Annotated in this window: 17 protein-coding genes and 1 tRNA gene; 17 read left to right on the forward strand and 1 reads right to left on the reverse strand. The window is 58.1% G+C overall.

Features of this window, described 5'->3' with window-relative positions; all coding sequences use genetic code 11:
* Positions 1–155: 155 nt before the first annotated feature.
* The 16 genes from P8S54_RS10040 (at position 156) to P8S54_RS10115 (ending at position 17,380) form a co-directional block, all read left to right on the forward strand.
* Positions 156–1,274: a phage protease gene (locus P8S54_RS10040; protein WP_281441638.1), complete on the forward strand. Its 1,119-nt coding sequence runs from the start codon at positions 156–158 to the stop codon at positions 1,272–1,274.
* 36 nt (positions 1,275–1,310) lie between these two features.
* Positions 1,311–1,739, forward strand: a complete 429-nt coding sequence (locus P8S54_RS10045; RefSeq protein WP_281441639.1) for a hypothetical protein — start codon at positions 1,311–1,313, stop codon at positions 1,737–1,739.
* Positions 1,740–1,780: 41 nt separating this feature from the next.
* Positions 1,781–2,689, forward strand: coding sequence for a Mu-like prophage major head subunit gpT family protein (locus P8S54_RS10050; protein ID WP_281441640.1), 909 nt, complete (start codon positions 1,781–1,783; stop codon positions 2,687–2,689).
* A 14-nt stretch (positions 2,690–2,703) separates the two neighbouring features.
* The gene (locus P8S54_RS10055; RefSeq protein ID WP_281441641.1) at positions 2,704–3,111 is read left to right on the forward strand and encodes a DUF1320 domain-containing protein; all 408 of its coding nucleotides are present in this window, start codon (positions 2,704–2,706) and stop codon (positions 3,109–3,111) included.
* 62 nt (positions 3,112–3,173) lie between these two features.
* A complete protein-coding gene (locus tag P8S54_RS10060) occupies positions 3,174–3,449 on the forward strand; it encodes a hypothetical protein (protein ID WP_281441642.1) in 276 nt (91 codons plus the stop codon).
* Positions 3,449–3,886, forward strand: coding sequence for a hypothetical protein (locus P8S54_RS10065; protein ID WP_281441643.1), 438 nt, complete (start codon positions 3,449–3,451; stop codon positions 3,884–3,886). Before P8S54_RS10060 ends, P8S54_RS10065 begins: the two co-directional genes overlap by 1 nt.
* The gene (locus tag P8S54_RS10070; RefSeq protein ID WP_281441644.1) at positions 3,883–4,836 is read left to right on the forward strand and encodes a phage tail tube protein; all 954 of its coding nucleotides are present in this window, start codon (positions 3,883–3,885) and stop codon (positions 4,834–4,836) included. Before P8S54_RS10065 ends, P8S54_RS10070 begins: the two co-directional genes overlap by 4 nt.
* 58 nt (positions 4,837–4,894) lie before the next feature.
* Positions 4,895–5,218: a hypothetical protein gene (locus P8S54_RS10075; protein ID WP_281441645.1), complete on the forward strand. Its 324-nt coding sequence runs from the start codon at positions 4,895–4,897 to the stop codon at positions 5,216–5,218.
* Between the two features lie 47 nt (positions 5,219–5,265).
* A complete protein-coding gene (locus P8S54_RS10080; protein WP_058577575.1) occupies positions 5,266–5,580 on the forward strand; it encodes a DUF1799 domain-containing protein in 315 nt (104 codons plus the stop codon).
* Between the two features lie 18 nt (positions 5,581–5,598).
* Complete coding sequence (locus tag P8S54_RS10085) at positions 5,599–11,007, forward strand: tape measure protein (protein WP_281441646.1); 5,409 nt, start codon at positions 5,599–5,601, stop codon at positions 11,005–11,007.
* Positions 11,004–12,437: a hypothetical protein gene (locus P8S54_RS10090; RefSeq protein WP_281441647.1), complete on the forward strand. Its 1,434-nt coding sequence runs from the start codon at positions 11,004–11,006 to the stop codon at positions 12,435–12,437. Before P8S54_RS10085 ends, P8S54_RS10090 begins: the two co-directional genes overlap by 4 nt.
* Before the next feature lies 1 nt (position 12,438).
* Positions 12,439–13,314 (forward strand): hypothetical protein, encoded by an 876-nt coding sequence (locus P8S54_RS10095; RefSeq protein ID WP_281441648.1) that lies wholly within the window; start codon positions 12,439–12,441, stop codon positions 13,312–13,314.
* Complete coding sequence (locus P8S54_RS10100; protein WP_281441649.1) at positions 13,315–14,862, forward strand: hypothetical protein; 1,548 nt, start codon at positions 13,315–13,317, stop codon at positions 14,860–14,862.
* An 11-nt stretch (positions 14,863–14,873) separates the two neighbouring features.
* Complete coding sequence (locus P8S54_RS10105) at positions 14,874–15,398, forward strand: hypothetical protein (RefSeq protein ID WP_281441650.1); 525 nt, start codon at positions 14,874–14,876, stop codon at positions 15,396–15,398.
* A gap of 297 nt (positions 15,399–15,695) precedes the next feature.
* Complete coding sequence (locus P8S54_RS10110; RefSeq protein ID WP_281441651.1) at positions 15,696–16,487, forward strand: DNA adenine methylase; 792 nt, start codon at positions 15,696–15,698, stop codon at positions 16,485–16,487.
* Between the two features lie 17 nt (positions 16,488–16,504).
* Positions 16,505–17,380 carry an FRG domain-containing protein gene (locus tag P8S54_RS10115; protein ID WP_281441652.1) on the forward strand — a complete coding sequence of 292 codons (876 nt, stop codon included), beginning with the start codon at positions 16,505–16,507 and terminating at the stop codon, positions 17,378–17,380.
* 368 nt (positions 17,381–17,748) lie between these two features.
* Here P8S54_RS10115 and P8S54_RS10120 read toward each other — a convergent pair.
* Positions 17,749–17,825, reverse strand: a tRNA-Arg gene (locus tag P8S54_RS10120).
* 143 nt (positions 17,826–17,968) lie between these two features.
* Between P8S54_RS10120 and P8S54_RS10125 the strand changes: the two genes are divergently transcribed.
* A complete protein-coding gene (locus tag P8S54_RS10125; RefSeq protein WP_281441653.1) occupies positions 17,969–18,964 on the forward strand; it encodes a TRAP transporter substrate-binding protein in 996 nt (331 codons plus the stop codon).
* Positions 18,965–18,985 lie beyond the last annotated feature (21 nt).

The following is an 18,985-nucleotide window of genomic DNA, read 5'->3' on the forward strand; positions in this document are numbered from 1 at the left end:
TATCTGGCATGCTCCCCCCGTTCTATATGTATTTAGTTCAGCCTACTTAGTACCAGCAACGCAAAATTTTCTCTACCCCACTTTAGGAAAAAGCAGCAAATTCCTTTAACCCACGCTAAATCCCGCTAGCCTCCCCCGCCCCCGATCATGGGGGCATGAAAACACGTACCGCAGCACCTCATCCCATCGCCGCTTGCGCCGCCAGCAACACCGCTCCCATTGCGGCCTTGGCGCTGCGTGTTACGCAAGCCGACGAAAAAACGCGCCTCATCCCGTCAGGCCAATTCAATGCGCCCCGTGGTGCCATGAGTGGTAGTGGGCCGTGGCAACTCGATGCCGCCGGTGCCCAGGCCATCATCGCCCTGGCGGCCGCCCGCTCTACCGACATCCCCATCGACTACGAGCATCAAACGCTCATGGCCGAACGCAACGGCTTACCGGCACCGGCGGCGGGCTGGATTGACCCGCGCTCGCTGGAATGGCGCAACGATGGCCTGTACGGTCAAGTGACGTGGACCGCTGCCGCGAAAGCGGCGATCGACGCCGACAGCTACCGCTATCTATCCCCCGTCTTCCCCTACGACGCCGAGACCGGCGCCGTGCTGGACCTGCTGCACGTTGCCCTGACCAACACCCCGGCGATCGACACCGCCATCACCGAACTCGCCGCCGCCCGAGCCGGGCGCGGTGCCTCTGAAGCGACACCTCCAAAGGAGAACACCGTGGACCGCGAAAAACTGATTGCCAAGCTCGGTCTGGCCAATGATGCGACCGACGAACAGATCGACACCGCCATCGCCGCGCTGAAAGCCGCCCAGGCCGATGCCGAAGCGTTCCGCTCGGCACTGGGTGCCACTGCTGCCGCGAAGCCTGAAGAAGCCGTGGCGGCGCTCAAGGCCTCCAGTGCAGCCGCACCGGTAGACATGGCGCAGTTCGTGCCCGTGGCCGTGTACCAAGAAACCACTCAGCAGCTTGCGGCCCTGAAAGCCAACAGCAACACCGCTGAACTGGAAGCGCTCATCACCGAAGGCCTTGTCGATGGCCGCATTCCTGGCAAAGCCACCGCCGACTGGCTGCGCAAAAAAGGCCTCGCCGCCTGCAAGGCCCATCTTGAAGGCGCACCCAGCATCGCGGCGCTGAAGGCGACCCAGACACAAGGCAAACAGCCGGAGGAAACCCAATCCAACGACGGGGCGCTGACCGATGCAGAGCTGGCGGTGTGCAAGGCGGCTGGCCTGACACCTGAGCAATACCGCGAAGCGAACCCCGCATAACGACGGCACACCCTAACTCCGCAAGAGGATATCACCGTGGCTCTTAGCAAAAACCGCAATACGCCGTACCGCCATAACACCAGCCGTAGCTACCCCCTGGCAGCCAGTGCGGTGGTGTTTGCCGGTGGCATCGTCGCCCTGGCCGCCAGCGGCTTTGTGGCGGCGGGCACAACCGCAACCGGCCTGGTGGCCGTTGGCGTGGCCACGCACTACCAGGACAACACAACTGGCGATGCGGGGGACCAGCACGTCGATGTAAAGATCGGCTGCTTTGCCTTCGACAACTCCGCTGCGGCAGACGAAATCACCGCTGCTGATGTTGGCAAGCCCTGCTACCTGGTGGACGACCACACAGTGGCCAAAACCGATGGCGAGGCGACCCGCTCCCTTGCCGGAATCATCGACGGCGTAGACGACTTCGGCGTGTGGGTGCTGATTGACCCCACCTCCGGCGTCTACCTGTAACGCCCTATTAACGGCCCGTTTGGCCCAAGAGGATAGCAACCATGGATTTGAATAACGCCAACCTGAACGCCCTGTTCAAGGCCTACCGGGCCAACTTCCAGCAAGGCTTTAACTCTGTCGGCGACGCGGGCAGCGTTTACGAACAGTTCTGCACCGTCGTGAACAGCACCACCGCTGTGGAAGTGTACCCATGGCTCAAAGCCTTGCCGCGTATGCGTGAGTGGCTGGGTGATCGAGTCATCCACGGCCTGGAAGGCGCGGACTTCTCGATCAGGAACCGCAAGTTCGAGCTGACGGCTGGCGTGCCTCGCGACAGCATCGAAGACGACACCTACGGCCTGTATGCACCGGTGTACGAAGAGTTTGGTCGCTCCAGCCGTCAGCACCCCAACGAAATCGCCGTTGAGGTACTAGCCGCCAACCCAATCTGCTACGACGGCAAGCGCCTGTTTGCCAATGACCATCCGGTGCTGGATGCCAAAAACAAGCTGATCGGCGTTTCCAATGATATGGGCGGTAATGGCGCGGCTTGGTACGTCATGGACTTAACCCGCGCCATCAAGCCGATGGTGTTTCAGAAGCGCCGTGATTATGACTTCCGCGCCCTGACCAATTTGAACGACACCCAAGTCTTCATGACCGACAACTTCCTCATGGGCGTGGACGCCCGAGTGAATGCCGGTGCAGGCCTGTGGCAACTGGTGGTGCGCTCCAATCAGCCGTTCAACGCAGAGAACTATGAGCTGGCTCGCAAAAAACTTCAGGAATTGAAAGGCGACCATGAGCGGCCGCTGGCCCTGCGCCATAGCCACACCATGGTGCCGAGCAACATGGAAGGCCCCGCACGGCGTGTGCTCACCAACGCCATGAATGAAGCAGGCGCGACCAACGAATGGGCCAATACCTCACAGCTCATCATGAACCCCTGGCTGCCCAGCGCAGCGGCATAACGGAGCACTAACCCATGCCGTACTGCACGAAAGCGGATCTCATCGCCCGGTTCGGCGAAGGCGAGCTACAAGCCATCGCCCATGACGCCAGCGGTAAGATCGATAACGCAGCCGTCGATCGCGCCTGCGACGACGCCAGCGGCGAGATCGACGGCTACGTCAGTGCGGCGGGCTACCCCGTACCGCTCTCGCCCATACCGCGCATCGTCACCGCCTACGCCTGCGACATCGCCCGTTACCGTCTCTACGACGATCACGCGACCGAGCAGGTCCAGAAGCGCTACGACGACGCCGTGAAGTTTATGCGCTCCGTATCACGCGGCGAAGTGAAGCTGGGCATCTCGACCGGCCAAGGGAGTAGCAGTGCAGGCGGCGTGCAAATGAACCCAGGCCGCCAGGTATTCAACGGCGGCGGTTTTTAACCCGCCGCGCTAACGTCCTGGCGCGCCGGGATACCGTCCATCCCTGGACATAAGGAGCCACCATGAGTGCCAAACAGACCACCAAAGCAACGGCAGAGAAAATCGCTGAGAAGCCGGTTCCACGCAAAGACGTACAGGTGCGCGTGAAAACCAAAGCCACCGGGGCCAAGCGCACCAACAGCGGCACGATTTTCACCAACGAATGGAAGTACCTGACGTTGGACGACAAAGGCAGCGCCTACAAGTCGATCAGCGACGACCCCGCGCTGGTCGTGGAGCTAGCCGCTCCGCCTGCCAAGCCAGTCGCCGCTGACGAACCAGGCAAAGAGGCCAAGTAATGCTCTCGCTCATCCCGTGGCTCGACCGTTTAAACGCCCTGGAAGGGCTGCCCAGCGTGAAGCTGGCCGCCGATGTTGAAGCGGCCAAGAACAAGGTGGGCCTGCCCAACATGATGCTGGTGCTCGGGCGCGAGACGGTGAGCCACGGGGCAATGAGCAACCAGGCCCGCCACCGGGTGAAAACCGAAGTGCTCCTGGTCACGGGTATTAAACGCATGAACGCGCCGCTCGGCCCGGTGGCGTCATCAGGCAGCGACGAGCTGGCCAGCCTACGACAGCCCGCCTTGACCGCATTGATCAACTGGCTGCCAGCCGGTTGCGACATCCCCGTGAAATGGCATCGCGGCCAGCTGCTGGCGCTGGAAAGCCACGCCCTGTTTTGGGCTGACGTGTTTACCACCGAATACTTTTGGCCACTTGAGGAGACTTCACCGTGAGCCTAAAAACGAACCGCCGGGCGATGCGATTCGCTCTGGAATCCGAATACAACGATGGCACCACCACGCCCGAAGCAGCAACAGATGCCATCTTGATGCGCGAGATTACCGTCACGCCGTTATCGGGCAGCAATATCGAGCGCAACTTTGTGCGGCCTTACTACGGCAACTCACCGCAGGCCCCCGGCGAAAAGCATGTGGAAGCGGTCGTGGAGGTGGAATTAAACACCAGCGGCGAGCTAGGCACTCCGCCGCCCTGGGGCAAGCTACTGCGCGCTTGTGGCTGGAGCGAAGTGATTGAGGTAGGCGAGCGCGTCATCTATTCGCTCGTCTCAGAAGACGAAGACAGTGGCGTTTTCTTCTGCAACGTTGATGGCAACCTGCACAAAGGTCGCGGTGCGCGGGGCACACCTGCAATCACTGTCAACGCTGAAAACATGCCGGTGATCCGCTTCACCTTACGTGCGTTGATCAGCCCAGTGACAGCTGAACAGTTGCCTAACGTCACTCTGAGCCAGTGGCGTGCGGCGTTAGCTGTTAACTCGCTCAACACTGAGCCGCTTCAATTCATGGGGGCCACCGTACCGTTTAACCAGTTCTCGCTGGATATGTCGGGTCAGGTCATCCACAAAAAAATCGTTGGCTCCAACGATATTGAGATCACCGGTCGCTCACCTTCGGGTCAGTTGAGTATCGAAGATCCGGGTGTTGGTACGGTGAACTACTTCGAGATGTCGCAAAACGCCGCCACCGGCGCACTGAAGCTCGTGCATGGCAAAACACCTGAAGAACGCATCGAGATCAGCATGCAAAAGGTGGGCATCGAATCACCGACATACGCCGATCAAGACGGTATCCAGATGCTGAGCATCAACTATATGCCCGAGCCTACCGAGGGCAACGACGAAGTAGTGATCGTCGTGGGTAACGCGATTCCAGAAGTCCCTTAAGCATCAAACCAGCACTTAACCAGCGTTTAAAGCGCCATTAACCCCAGGAGTAATACCCGTGTTCACAGTCAATACAAAACGCACCTATAAATACCCCGTTTCACTCACCGTGTATGACGAGCACGGTAAAGAGATCAGCGGCAAGTTCAAAGCCACCTTCAAAGCCATGCCACAAAACGAACTGCGGGATTTACCAGCTGACACGCTGCTGCTCGATCACGTGCTGGTGGGCGTCGAAGACATTTGCCTAACGGACGATGAAGGGAAAGAGCTGGCAGGCGACGACAAGCTGCAAGCCGCCAAAAACGATCCAGCGATCAGCACCGCGTTGGTCAACGCCTATCACGAGAGCGTCTCAAAAAAGAACCGTCCGCGAATCTGATCGACGCAGGCAAGCACTGGGCAGAAGCCAGTAACGGCAAGCCCAACTTGGTCAAGGACGACCTCGCCGCCTTGGGCATCACCCTGGGCGGCGAGCTAGCCGAAGAGGCAGAGGCGTTCGATGCAGAGCCAGATGTCTTTGAAGTGTTGCCAGAGAACTGGCAAGCCGTCGAGACATTTCAGCGCTGTTGCCGCCAATGGCGCTTCGCTGGCATGGGTGGTGCTGTTGGGCTGGATGTGCAAGCGGTGATCAGCGTTATCAACCTCTACCAGCTTCCCCCAGAGCAACAACTTGAGCGGCTGGATCAAGTGCAGCTCATCGAGCGCGGCGCGCTCAGCGTCATGAACCAACCCCGCAACTAAACGTTAGAAGGACACACCGTGGCAAACAATCTAACGCTTAGCGTCACCCTCACTGGCGATGGCCGTCAGCTCTCCGGCACGCTCCGCGATGCCCAGAACGACGTGCGGGAATTTGGCACCACTACCGAGCGGGAAAGCCGCAAAGCCGATACCGCGCTCACGGCACCGGGCCGTAGCGCGGTGACGGTCTCAGACCACCTACGCACTACGCAGCGCGAAGCACGCGCCTTTGGCACCGAAGCCACCCAGGGCGGGCGTGAAGCCACCCAGGCGCTTAGCCAAACCAGCCAGCAGGTACAAACCACCAACAGCCACTTCAACCTGCTGCGCACAACGGTAGGCTTGGCCCTGGGCGCGTTCTCAGTACGACAAATCGCGGGCATGGCCGATGGCTGGTCAGACATGCAATCGGTGGTCGGTGCGGCCATCGGCGACATGAGCGCGGCGGGCGACATGATGGAGCGCATCACCGATATCGCCAATGCCTCCTATGCCCCGCTGGAGCAGACCGCCCGCACCTACGCCAGCAACGTCTCAGCCCTGAGAGATCTGGGCCGAACAGCCGCCGACACAGCGGATTACACCGAATCGCTCAACCACATGCTGGTGCTAACCGCCACGCGTGGCCAGCAGGCCGAGTCAGTACAAAATGCCCTGTCCCGAGCCATGGCCGTCGGCAGGCTGCAAGCGGATGGGCTGGAGACCGTACTGGCCAATGGCGGTGAGGTAGCCCAGGCATTGGCCAATCAACTGGGCGTCACCGTCAGCCAGTTACGTGGCCTCGCCACGGAGGGGCGTATCACCGGCGATGTAATCGCCAGCGCCCTGATCAACTCCCTGGACGACGTCCGCGAACGCGCTGGCGAAATGCCCGCCACCATTGAAGATGGTTTTGTACGCATCGGCACCTCCGCCACGCGCCTGGTCGGCGAGCTGGACCAGGCCATGGGTGCGTCGGAAGGCGTCGCGGGCATCCTGATCGGTGCCGCCGACCTGATGAACGCCGCCATCGACCCGCTGGTCGATAACATCGACAACATCCAGTTCGCCGCCACCGCCGTGGCCGTGGTGCTGGCGGGCCGTTACGTGGGTGCCATTGCCACCAGCCAGGCCGCATTGGCGGTGAAAACGGCGGTGGTGGCCACCACCACTGGCGCGATCAACCTGCTCACCGGGGCCACTACCCGGCAAGCGGCAGCCGCGACGGCCATGGCAGGAGCAACCCGCGTGGCCGCAGGCGCATTGGCGTTGATCGGCGGCCCTGCGGGCGCAGCAGTCATTGCCGCCGGAGCGATCTACTACTTCCGTGAAGAGCTTGGGCTCACTCAACGTGCATCGAAAACCACCGAAGAGTTCCTCGGGGACCTTCGTGAGGGTATGGGGGACTTGGACGAAGCGGCGATCGGCAACCGCTTGGACGTGCTAGTCCATGACCTGATTGAAGTCAGCCTGCAAGCACAAGAAACCTTTGCACAGCTCGAACGCTTACGTGAAGCACCGCGCATGTATGGGCAAGGGATGGCAGCAGACCAGCGAGTGCTCGAGCAGCAAACCGAGCAACGCCTGGAAGAGCAGCGTAACAAGATCAACGCGCTGACACAGACAATCCAGGAGCACCGCGATAGGCGTAATGAGCTGACCAGTACAAGCCGCGATAATGTGGCGGTACTGGAAGATATGACAGTCACCGCTCAACGCCTGGCAGAAGCCGAGACGGCGACTGCCGCTGCGACAAACGAACTCACCCGCGCCACCAACGCCCAAGCCACCGCCATCGAGAACCTGCGCAACCGTCTGGTGCCTCACCGCAGCCAAACCCTCCAGCTCGCCCAGGACCAGAACACGTTGAACCTGGCATTCGCCATGGGCCGCATCACAGCCAGCGAATACCTCTACATGATCGGCGCACTGCAAACGGCGTACATCGAGGCCCAAAACGACGCCGACGACCTTGCCACCAGCACCACCAACGCGCTGTACACCATGGACGGCGCGATGGAAGAGCTGCGCACCAACGGCCTGCGCCGCCTCGACAACGGCTTCGCGGATCTCTGGCTGGGCGCCGTAGACGGCAGCCGCAACGCCACCGACACCATCAAACGCATGTGGGATCAAACCCTCGCCGAGCTGCTGCACATGACCATCACCCGGCCTATCACCGTGCAACTGGCGGCCAGCATGGGCCTGGCTGGCGGTGCCGGTGGCCAGCAGGCTGGGGGCTTTGGCATCAGCCCCGGCAGCGTGGGCAATATGTGGAACGCCTTGCAAGGCGGCTTCAACGGCATCCAGTGGGGCGGTGCGGGTGGTGGTCAGGCCTACGGCGGTGGTGGCTGGGCTAATGCTGCAACATCTGGCACTGGCGCCACAGGCTACTTTGGCGGCTCCATGCGCAACTTCTCCGGCGTGCAGGGCCTGGCAGGCCTCGGCGCGGGTTTCGCAGGCAACTACCTCGGTGGCCAACTGTTCGGCCAAGGGCGGCACAGCAACACCCTTGGCACCATCGGGGGTCTTGCAGGCACGTACCTGGGCGGGCCGATCGGTGCGCTACTGGGCTCCGGCCTCGGCTCTGCCCTGGGCGGGCTGTTCGGTGGCCGCCGCTGGAATGAAACCGGCTCGGGCGTGAACCTGGGCGTGTCGGGTGGCGACATCACCGGCAACCAGTTCAGCGAACAGCACAGTAGCGGCGGACTGTTCCGCCGCTCACGCCGCCGCACCCAAACCAGCGCACTCGACGGCGAGTTTGTCCGCGCCCTGCAAGATGTGTACGACGCCACCAAGCAGTCACTGGCCGCGACGATCGAAGTGCTGGGCTTCCAGTCATCCTCCCTGGCGGGCTTCACCACCGGCCTTACCCGCATTGATACCAAAGGCCTTAGCGCCAAGCGCGCTGAAGCGAAGATCCAGGAGTGGCTATCTAACACGCTCAACGCGCTGGCGATCCACTCGGTTGGGGATGTTAGCCAGTACGCGTTTAGCGGTGAAACCACCATCGATACGCTGGAGCGTCTGGCCACCGTACTGAGCGGTATCAACCCAATTTTAGAGCAGCTGCACGGCAACACTCTGGCGGCATCGCTCGCCGGTGGCGATGCTGCGGCCCACCTTGCTGCGCTGGCGGGCGGCCTCGACGAATTTACGGCGCGTGCTGACTACTACTATCAAAACATACTCACCGAAGCCGAGCGCCAAGAGCGCGCCGTAACCGCCGCCGCTCGAGCTATGGGTGCCTTTACAGCCCGCACTGGCCGAGTGATCGAATCCACCGACGCCCTGCGTGAGCTGGTGGATGGCATCGACCTGACGACCGCCAGCGGGCGTGAGCTGTACAACGAAGCCATGAACCTGGCACCGGCGCTTGTCGAGATCGAGCGCGGCTTAGAACGTGTTGGCCAACGCTTTGACCAGATGCTTCAAGAGGCTGAATCGGCGCTGGCCACCGCCGAGCAGCAAGCCCACCGCGCTTGGCAGACGTTTGATCAACAGCAATTCGGCATGCAGTTAGAGCTGCTCAGCCTGATGGGGGATTCTGAAGGTGCGCTAGCCCTTGAGCGCGAGCGTGAACTCGCAACGATCGATGAATCCCTACGCCCCATGCGTGAGCGTATATGGGCCATGCAGGATGAAATCACCGTTCAGCAAAACGCCACCACAGCGGCCCGCAACTACCAACGCGAGCTATCCCGTGTGCGCGACCAGCTCAACCAGCAACTGGCAAATATCGGCAACTGGCTGGATCAGCAGCAGGCCACCAGCGGTTCACCTGAAACCAACCTGGCCACGGCACAAGAGCAGCTCGCCCGCCAGCTCGTGCTCGCTGAGAACGGCGATCGCAGCGCACTCCAAAACATTACCCAGTACGCCCAGCAGGTGCTGGAAGCTAACCGGGCGTTTAACGCCAGCAGTGTGGCTGGCCAGCGTATCCAAGAAGACGTTTATGCGGCTATCCGGGCGCTGCCCGATGCCATCAGTGCCGAGGAGTATCTCGCCACCGAGATCCGCGACGCCCTTCAATCTGTCGTCATCTCAGCCATGCCGACAGACGAACGCCTGGCGTTTGAGCTGAGCCGTGAACTGATTCGGTTGGACACTAACCAGCTCACCGTTTCACAAGTGCGCACCGCGCTAGCGCCCATCGCCACAGACGCCGAGATCAGCAAGCTTATCCGCGAAGTCGATGTAAGCGGCGATGGCATCATCACCCGCCAGGAGCTGGGCAATGCTCGGCTATCAGGTTTAGCGGGCGGTATCGGGGCAACGCTGAAACCGATGTTCGACGCGATCGACCTGGACGCCTCTGGCCTGATCGACTGGAACGAGTTTTATGGCGCATTTAATGGCCTCGCCAGCGACCAGGAGTTGCGGCGCATCTTCCAAAAGCTGGACGCCGACGGCAGCGGCACCATCAGCCGACTCGAAGCACTCAACCGCTCCAACGAGGGCACCGAAGCCAATACCGATAGTCTGGATAAACAGGCACGCGACCAACTGCGTGAACTAAGTGGTTTAGTAAGCGAGATGGCGCGCTCCACTGACCAGTTTGTGAGTCTGAATTCCACGATGGTTAGTCTGCGTGAATCAATCAACGCATTAGGTGTTGCTCAGGAAGAAGTGGCTCGTATTGAACGAGAGCGAGTAGCGGCTGAACAGCGAGCGAGAGAGCGTGTTGAGCTCAGCCGTCAAATAGGTGAAGTCGAAACGACGGTGGCTGGCCACCTTGCAGAAGCCGATTACCGTATGGGCCGCCGTGCTTTCTTTATGGATGCTACGAAAGAACATTCGGGAAACGTGTCTGCCGGTGTTGAGGATCGCGTTTTAAATTACATCCACGAAAACACGTCACGCAGTGATATGACGGCTGCTGAGCGGGAGCAGATGCATAGCTGGATGCTGCGTGTCTTTGGTGATGGCTCTCCCGAGTATCTCTACGCACTCTCTCGCATGGGCAGCTTTCGTAATGAGTCACTTGCCAGAGATGCGCAACGTCAAGCGGATCAATCCGCGCAGCTATTGGAGCAGCTACGTGGTCAGTTAGCCGTTAATGGCTCACACCGAACCGGCCTTGAGTATGTACCTTTTGATGGTTACGTCGCTGAGCTGCACCGTGGCGAAAAGGTATTAACAGCCGAAGATGCTGATGCAATGCGAAACGTTAGTACTAGTCGCTTCATGTTCCCACAGACGCCTTTACCCAGCTTCCCTCTTCTTGGCAATAACGATGTTGTTGAAACCCTTCGCGATCTGAAGCGTGAAGTGGCGGAGCTGCGCCGTGATAACGCCCGGCTACAAGGCGAGAGTAATAAACACTTGGCAGCGGCCAATAACCAACGCGGCGCAGCGGCTAAAGGCCAAATTAACGCCATTGAGCGCAGCAACAAGATGCTCAAGCGTATGGAAGATGACAAGCGGCTAGAGGCGGCAAAACGATGACATGGACCCTCACGCTCCAAGCCCGTGACGAAGAGAACCAGCCGCAAACCCTGCGCTTCAGTCTGGGCCTCTATATGGATGAGGCAGATAATTTCTATGATCCGCGCATCCAGCAGCCAGGGCTATACGAGGCAGGCCTCTACGCTGGCCAACTGCTGCAACAGAGCCGTAGCGGCTATGGCGAGACGACGCTCATCAACACAGACGGCGGATTGGACTACCTCGCCGACTATGCCGTCGATGGCCGTGAAATGGTGCTGGCACTTGATGGCGTGCCGCAAGTAGTGGGCACCGTCGCACGCCTGGCGTTTTCCGATGACGAAGTTTCGGTGGTGCTGCGTGATCCGCTGGAGCCGCTACGCTCGCCGCACCCCATGGAAACCTACGCCGGTACCAACGTTCTGCCAAATGGCCTGGAAGGTACGCAGGACGACATCGCAGGCGAACCCAAGCCGTTGGTGTTCGGTGAAGTACGCAACGCCCAGCCAGTGCAGGTCAACACGGCCAAGCTCATCTACCAGGTGTCATCGCTGCCCGACTGCACGATTCAAGCGGTTTACGACAAAGGCGTGGCGCTCAATAACGGCGGCGCGTATAGCAGCCTGGCCCAGCTGCAAAGCACCGCACCGGTAGAGGGCACTTTCCGTGCGTACCAGGGCTATGTCCGCTTGGGTGATAGCGCTACTGGCACGCTGACCGTCGATGCCGCACAAGCCGACCCACGTGCCGGGGCCGTTGCCCAAGCGTTGGCGGCAGCCCGCGGCTACACCCTGCATGCAGACGACGTGGCCACACTAAATACCTACGGCTCAGTGCGCTTCTATATCACCACCCAAACCAACACGTTAGACCTGCTCGACCGTATCGCCGAGAGCATTGGCGGCTACCTCTCAGCACAGGCCGACCAGGTGTTGCGTTTAGGAGAGTGGGAGGAGCCCGAGCCCACTGACGTTGCGATTCGTGACTACGCCATTCAAACCGTCAGCCGCAGTGCTACAGGCGCAGGCCCCGGCGGCCTGCCAGTGTGGCGCGTGAACATCGACTGCGATCGCATCGAAACCGTGCAGCCGGACCTGGAGAGCAACGTCTCCGAAGCCCGCCGCGCACGTCTTGCCCGCCAAACTCGCCGTGTGGCGGCCACTAATGAAACCGTCATTGAACGCCACCCTCTCGCAGGTGAACTCACGATCAACAGCGTGCTGTCCAGCTACAGCCAAAGCCAGGCCGTCGCCGACCGCGTGCTGGCTCTGCTGGGCGTCCGTCGCGACACGGTCACCGTGGAAGCTGTTGAGGCGCTGCTGCCCACGGTCGGCGGCAGCCTCACGTTGATCACACCGCGCCAGGGCTACGGTTCAGGGCGAGCAATGCGCGTCACTGGTTATCGGCTCAACGCGCAAACCAACGAAATCACATTGAACCTCTGGGGCTAATATGGCACTTGATCCCAATAAAATCGCACTGTGCTGGCCCAACTACATTGATGGCGCTGTCGTTAGTGGTGGTAGCTGGGTCAGCACCTTGCCGCTAACGCACGTTCAAGATGACCGTACCTCTGTCGTCGCTAAAACTACATCGTTAGACCCAGCAGACACACAGTTTTCAATCACGCTACCCAAGCGCGAACGCCTGCAAGTGCTCGCAATTTATGCACATAACCTGAGCGCTACCGCGACGATCAGAGTGCGCGTATACCGAGACGCAGGCCAAACCGACTTGATCGACGACACTGGCTGGCAAAACGTCTGGCCCGTGCTGTATGGGCTAGATGACGTGATCTGGGGAAACGATAATTTCTGGAACCGTCGCCTCTCTGAAGATGACCGACAAAAGTACACGCCGCTGACGCCTGTGCTATTCGATGAGCGCCTGCTGGGCAGCAGTTTGCACGTCGAGCTGATTGATACATCGAACCCTGACGGGGCCATCATGCTGGGCCGCGTCATGCCCGCCGATGTTTGGCAGCCCATCAAGAACCTCGACTGGAACGTCAGCCACGGATATGACAGCGGTACCCAAATCACCCGAGCGGGCGACCTCAAGCGCACCGGCTACGCCCGCCGCGTCACGCCGAAGCGTACCGTGCAATTCCAGCTATCAAACCTCACGGAAGACGAGGCATTTCTACGCCTTCACAGGCTGCAACGCACACAGGACATAGTGGGAGAGATCCTCTACCTCTGGTCACCGAGACCATCCCCGACCAACTTTGCGCGGGCAATGATTGCACAGCAAACAGAACTCAACGGCATCACACACCCGTATCACGCTAACTATGAGCACGCGATGTCACTACTGGAGATCCTATAAATGGCGAGCGTAACGTTTCCGACCGCGTTAGGCGGCGATGGCAGAACTTACTCTGATGACGCCGATCCAGACACTGGCCTGGATGGCTTAGGTTATACAACGCGCTTTATCCCCTGCCTGCGCCAAGCCGTCGCAATGGCAGGCTACACCGCTCAATACGCTGCAAAAATCGACGCGGCGGCGGCTGATGCGGACAGAGCTGAGAGCGCTAGCACAACTGCGCAGGGCCACGCATTAACAGCCGCTGGGTACGCTGAACAAATTCAAGCAAACTTTGAATCTGTGATTCAGCCCTGCCTGGAATTAGATTTTTATAAAAACCAGTATTGGTCGCTAAGCGGTAAGGGGTTGCAGCAGCAAACATTTTCAACTTTGATGCCCAACTTTTCACGTTTGAGTGAGACGGAGCGAGACGGGCCGTTTTGCCGTCGAGAAGTGGTACCTGCTGATGTACCCCACTTTAGCTATGACCCAGAGACAGGTGCACGCCGAGGCCTGTTAATCGAGCCACCATCTACAAATTTACTGACCTACTCTGATGACTTTACCGCAACCCCATGGCAGAAAATTGGCCTAACAGTGGATGCTGAAGGTGATGGCCATAAGCTGGTCGAGACAGCGATTTCTTCGCAGTCACGCTTGAGAAGAGACATTAGCGTAACGTCCATTTCAAGGGGTGTAAGCTATTCTGTCGATGTGTTGCCGGATGATAACCGCCGTGCAATTGCCATTCTTGTGCGTGCGATTACCGGTGAAGAGACTCTGCCGGGCGCATTAGTGCAATTCGATCTTGTTGATGATATCGCCAGTGTCAGTGCGTTCGATAATGGAGAAGCGCGAGCAACAATTACCCGTCGTAGAGATGGCTATGTACGCTGTACTGTCAGCGTTATTTTACGAAACTACACCGGTGTAGTAGGTACAAACATTTATTTTGGCCCAACCGGTGGTAATGGAAATGCTACTTATATAGGCAATGGTGTGTCCGGCGTAAAAATGCGTCGTGCTAGTTTCGAGCCTTTCGCTGATCCCACATCCACCATCCCAACTGTGGCATCCCAGGTATCCAGAACAGAGGATTTATTCACCGTTGGTGTGGATGGTCTTGCAAATAGTGAGAGCGGGACGCTTTTCTTATCGTTTCAGCCGTTAGCCATTTTGACTGGGAGATCGGGCTTTGATCAGACAATCATTGCATTGAATAATGGAACACAAAACGAGCAAGTGGATTTACGCTTCGTCACTGAGCTAATCGCTTTTCGTGTCCGCTCTGGCGGTGTTAATCAGGTGTCTCTTGGCAAAAGCGATGTTGATCTTTCCATTCCAGTTCGAGTCGCAGTCGGGTGGTCACACAATACCGCGTATCTGTGTATCAACGGCGAGATAGAGTGGTATGACACCTCACTGCAAGGGGCGCGTCCAGTCGCCTTGACACAGTTAGAATTAGCTAAGAGAGCTGGACCACCCGTAAGTCAGATGCTATTTCGCCGTGTCTCCCTGTATCCCATCATGCTGCCTGTCAGCGATGCTGCCGCCTTAACTCTTTGAGGGAGAATGAAATGCTCGATGTTATCGGTACGATTTACTTAAAAGACGCTGTAATAGACGACGCAGGTAGCATTGTAACGCCAGCGGTGCCAGTGGCGGGTTATCATGTCAATAGCCCGCATGTTTTGTACGCAATGGATGAATACCGTATTTACCCGAATTTACCTAAGCGAGTGTTTAACGGTAGCTCTACCTATCATTATCGCTTTGGCAGTGAGCAAGAAGCCAAAACGTTATTACATTACGACACCTCAACCGGCCTATTTGCACCAGATACAGTGCGTACTCCGCCAGTACCCGAATCCGTCACCAGCCGACAAGGCATGGAGCAGCTCATACGCAGCGGGCTAGACGAGCAGGTCGACGACGCAATCAACGGCATCACAGACCTAGTAGAGCGCAAACTGGCCCGCAACTGGCTAGACAAAGCCAGCATCTGGGAGCGTAACAACCCGCAGCTGCTTGCCATCGGCAACGCGCTAGGGCTATCACAACAAGACGTCGACAGCCTCTTTATTCAAGCGGCGACGTTGTAGATAGGTAGAAGAGGAGTGACCACCCGAGGTGCGGACACACCGAAGGTGGCCACCAACCAGCAGCACGCACCTGCAAGTCGGCCAAGACTCCCCTGCCTCGCGAGGCAATGGCAGTCTAAGCCAAACGTTAGAACGTTAGAAGGCTTGGCATGGTGTTAATTGAAATCCGTTGTAAGCAGTGCAATCGCAAGCTGGCCAACGTCAGCGACTACCAGTTCATTGAAATAAAGTGCCCGCGTTGTAGGCACTTAAACCAGCAGAGAGCCACGAGCTCCAAACCACCAAAGGAGATGCCTCGTGGCTACCCCAATCATTCCCTGGATGGGCGGCAAGCGCCGCCTCGCTGATCGTATTTTCCCGCTGATGCCGCCGCATCAGTGCTACGTAGAGCCCTTCGCAGGAGGGGCCGCGCTGTTCTTCCTGCGCCCCTCGCCTGCAGACGTCGAGGTGCTTAACGATGTTAACGGCGACCTCGTGAACCTCTATCGTGTAGTGCAAAACCACCTTGAAGAATTCGTCAGGCAATTCAAATGGGCGCTTTCCAGCCGCCAAGTGTTCGAGTGGCTAAAGATGACTCGACCAGAAACGCTCACGGACATCCAGCGTGCAGCTCGCTTCTACTACCTACAGCAAAACGCCTTCGGTGCCCGCATCGAAGGCCAGACGTTTGGCACCGCCACCACCACCCCGCCAGGGCTAAACCTGCTGCGCCTGGAGGAGTCGCTGTCCGCGGCACACCTGCGCTTAGCCAGCACGTTCATCGAACACCTAAGCTGGCAAGACTGCATCGAGCGATACGATCGACCGCACACGCTGTTCTATATGGACCCACCCTACTGGCAGACAGAAGGATATGGGGTACCCTTTGGCATAGAGCAGTACGAGGAAATGGCAAGTATGCTGGGCGAGCTGAAAGGCAAGGCCATCATCAGCCTCAACGACCACCCAGACATCCGCCGGATCTTCGCGGACTACCACATCGAAACCACTGACATCCGCTACACCGTCGGCGGCGGCAAAGGCTCAGACGCCAAAGAGGTGCTGATCTTCAGTTGGGATGTGGATGCCGAGCCAGCGGGGCTGTTTTAAACTCAGAGGTGATTTAGTTGTTCAGAGAGCAGGCTTTCGAAAACGCATATCAACTGGTCGAGCACCTCTCCCCTTTAAACCGCTTTCAATGGGGGAAAAGCCGCTACATATATCGAGGTCAGCCCTGTAGTGGCTTTCCCTTAGCGCCCTCCGCTCTAAGAACAGCTGGGCCCATGGCAGCTGGTTCGGTAATGAGTGAAAAGCTGGAATATGGCGAGCGGCAAGTATTGTTTGAACTTCAGCTGCTAAGGGCATTCATCCGTGCCTGTGATGCCGCTGGCATACCAATTCCCGGCGACTCGGAGCAATTGAGAAATGAGTTGCGTGGGCTTAAGTGGGAACTGGCTTTTACGAGGGATGAGAGAAACTGGCCTCCTAAGGTAGTTCATCCAGTACTGGCGACAGCTCAACATCATGGCGTTCCCACCTGCTTACTCGACTGGACTAGGCGGTCTTACGTGGCCTGCTATTTCGCCGCTTCTGCTGTGATGCATACACCTGCCCAGAGTGGGAGTCTTGCTATATGGGCATTGAACAGGGAAAAGCTTGATGATTGGGGGGCAGTGAAACTGCTCGAAATGCCTGGCGCTACAAGTGCCAACCTAGCTGCGCAGGACGGAGTTTTCACCGTTTCTACACTCGAAGCGACTATGGGAGGAGGGTTAGAATCGACCACTGTCGAAAATCTACTCGCTTATGATGACACAGATGAAGATCCCAATCCCTTGCTCTGGAAGTTCACGCTGCCTTCAAGCCAAGCACCAGAGTTACTAAGTTTATGTGCAGATTTTGGGGTCAAAGGATCTACCCTTTTTCCTGGCTATGAAGGTGTCGCTAGAGAGATCAGGGATAAAGCTTTTGCGGGAGAGTTGGCGGAATTTTTCAGTACTTAGAGTAATGCCAAGTAGAGTGCAAATTTGTTGAAATGCCCTACCGAGACCTAATGCCAAATCTAGTGCAAGGATATGCCAAATCCGTCGCGCGCTTACACGACCACAGGTCCGTACTACTGCAGTTGATCATATGATTTTCAATAGCGCGCTATTGCAACGCCAACGATTGAAGGCAAATCAGCAGTTAGCAGAATGGATGGGCATTACCTAATTATGGGTGTGCCCAACGTTGTGCCTTTAAATAGCCGAACGTCATTCAGAAAATGTCAGCCGCAGCGATGGGAAAACAAAAAGAGGGCGCAACATGGGCACCATATGGGCACACAAAACAAAAGGGCCTACGCGTTAACGTAAGCCCTTGATATATTTGGCGCGCCCGGCAGGAATTGAACCTGCGACCTTCGGCTTCGGAGGCCGACACTCTATCCAACTGAGCTACGGGCGCTTTGGGTGCGTATCGTACCCGTGTGGGCGTGCTGTGTCCAGCTGCCTAGCGGTTTTACAGCCGCTTTGATTGACCGTTTTCGTCTCTCTGGTGCATGCTTTCAAAGCACTTCCGACCCTTAGTGAAACCGGGAACATAATAAAATGAAAACATTTGCACGTAATACGCTGGCACTGGGCATTTCACTGGCGCTGGTAAGCGCCGCGAACGCCGCTGACTTTGCTGATATGGACCCCGTTACCCTGCGCTTGGCCCACGTGGTTAATGAACAAGATGGCTTTCATATCGCCGCTACCAAGTTTGAAGAACTGGTGGAAGAGCGCACCGATGGCAAGGTAACCATTGATATCTACCCTAACGCCTCCTTGGGTGACGAGCGCACGTTGTTGGAAGGCATGCAGATCGGCACGGTGGATATGGGGGTGATTACCAATGGGCCGGTGGCCAATTTTGTGGAAGAGATGGCGGTGTTCGAGCTACCGTTCCTGTTCCCCTCACCGGAAGCCGCCTACAGCGTGCTGGATGGCCCCATCGGCCAGGAGCTGCTGGACAAGCTTTCTGAGGTGAATCTAAAAGGCTTGGCCTACGCCGAGCGCGGGTTCCGCAACCTGACCAACAGCGAACGGGCGATTAATACGCCAGAAGACTTAGACGGCCTGCGTATTCGCGTGATGGAAAACCCGGTTTATACAGATACTTTCCGTGAACTGGGCGCCAATGCTATCCCCATGGCGTGGACAGAAGCGCTCACCGCTATGCAACAGGGCACTATTGACGGCCAGGAAAACCCGGTGAACGTTATCCACTCGTTCAAGCTGGATGAAACTCAGAGTTACATGACCCTTTCTCGCCATACCTACGCCCCGGCGATTTTTGTCATGGGTATGCCCGCCTGGAACCAGCTGCCGGAACACGCCCAAGAGGTGCTGCTAGCGGCTGCCCAGGAAGCCGCCGAGCATGAGCGCCAAGTGAACGCAGAAATGGAAGCCGAACAGTTGGAAGCCCTGCGCGAAGCGGGCATGGAGATCAACGAAACTCCAGATATGGAAGCCTTCCAAGCCGCCGTAGCGCCAGTCTATAAGAAGTACGGCGAGCAGTTTGGTGACTACCTGTCGCGTATTCAGGAGGCGCTAGAGTAAGCGGTCTTTTCTACCGACACG

Origin of the sequence: Halomonas sp. M1 (assembly GCF_029581375.1) — a bacterium.
Lineage (GTDB): Bacteria > Pseudomonadota > Gammaproteobacteria > Pseudomonadales > Halomonadaceae > Vreelandella.

Bases quoted from the DNA above. Each gene is read 5' to 3' on its own strand.
- P8S54_RS10125 (WP_281441653.1), top strand. From the start codon at position 17,969: ATGAAAACATTTGCACGTAATACGCTGGCACTGGGCATTTCACTGGCG.
- P8S54_RS10040 (WP_281441638.1), top strand. From the start codon at position 156: ATGAAAACACGTACCGCAGCACCTCATCCCATCGCCGCTTGCGCCGCC.
- P8S54_RS10065 (WP_281441643.1), top strand. From the start codon at position 3,449: ATGCTCTCGCTCATCCCGTGGCTCGACCGTTTAAACGCCCTGGAAGGG.
- P8S54_RS10100 (WP_281441649.1), top strand. From the start codon at position 13,315: ATGGCGAGCGTAACGTTTCCGACCGCGTTAGGCGGCGATGGCAGAACT.
- P8S54_RS10055 (WP_281441641.1), top strand. From the start codon at position 2,704: ATGCCGTACTGCACGAAAGCGGATCTCATCGCCCGGTTCGGCGAAGGC.
- P8S54_RS10050 (WP_281441640.1), top strand. From the start codon at position 1,781: ATGGATTTGAATAACGCCAACCTGAACGCCCTGTTCAAGGCCTACCGG.
- P8S54_RS10060 (WP_281441642.1), top strand. From the start codon at position 3,174: ATGAGTGCCAAACAGACCACCAAAGCAACGGCAGAGAAAATCGCTGAG.
- P8S54_RS10105 (WP_281441650.1), top strand. From the start codon at position 14,874: ATGCTCGATGTTATCGGTACGATTTACTTAAAAGACGCTGTAATAGAC.
- P8S54_RS10090 (WP_281441647.1), top strand. From the start codon at position 11,004: ATGACATGGACCCTCACGCTCCAAGCCCGTGACGAAGAGAACCAGCCG.
- P8S54_RS10095 (WP_281441648.1), top strand. From the start codon at position 12,439: ATGGCACTTGATCCCAATAAAATCGCACTGTGCTGGCCCAACTACATT.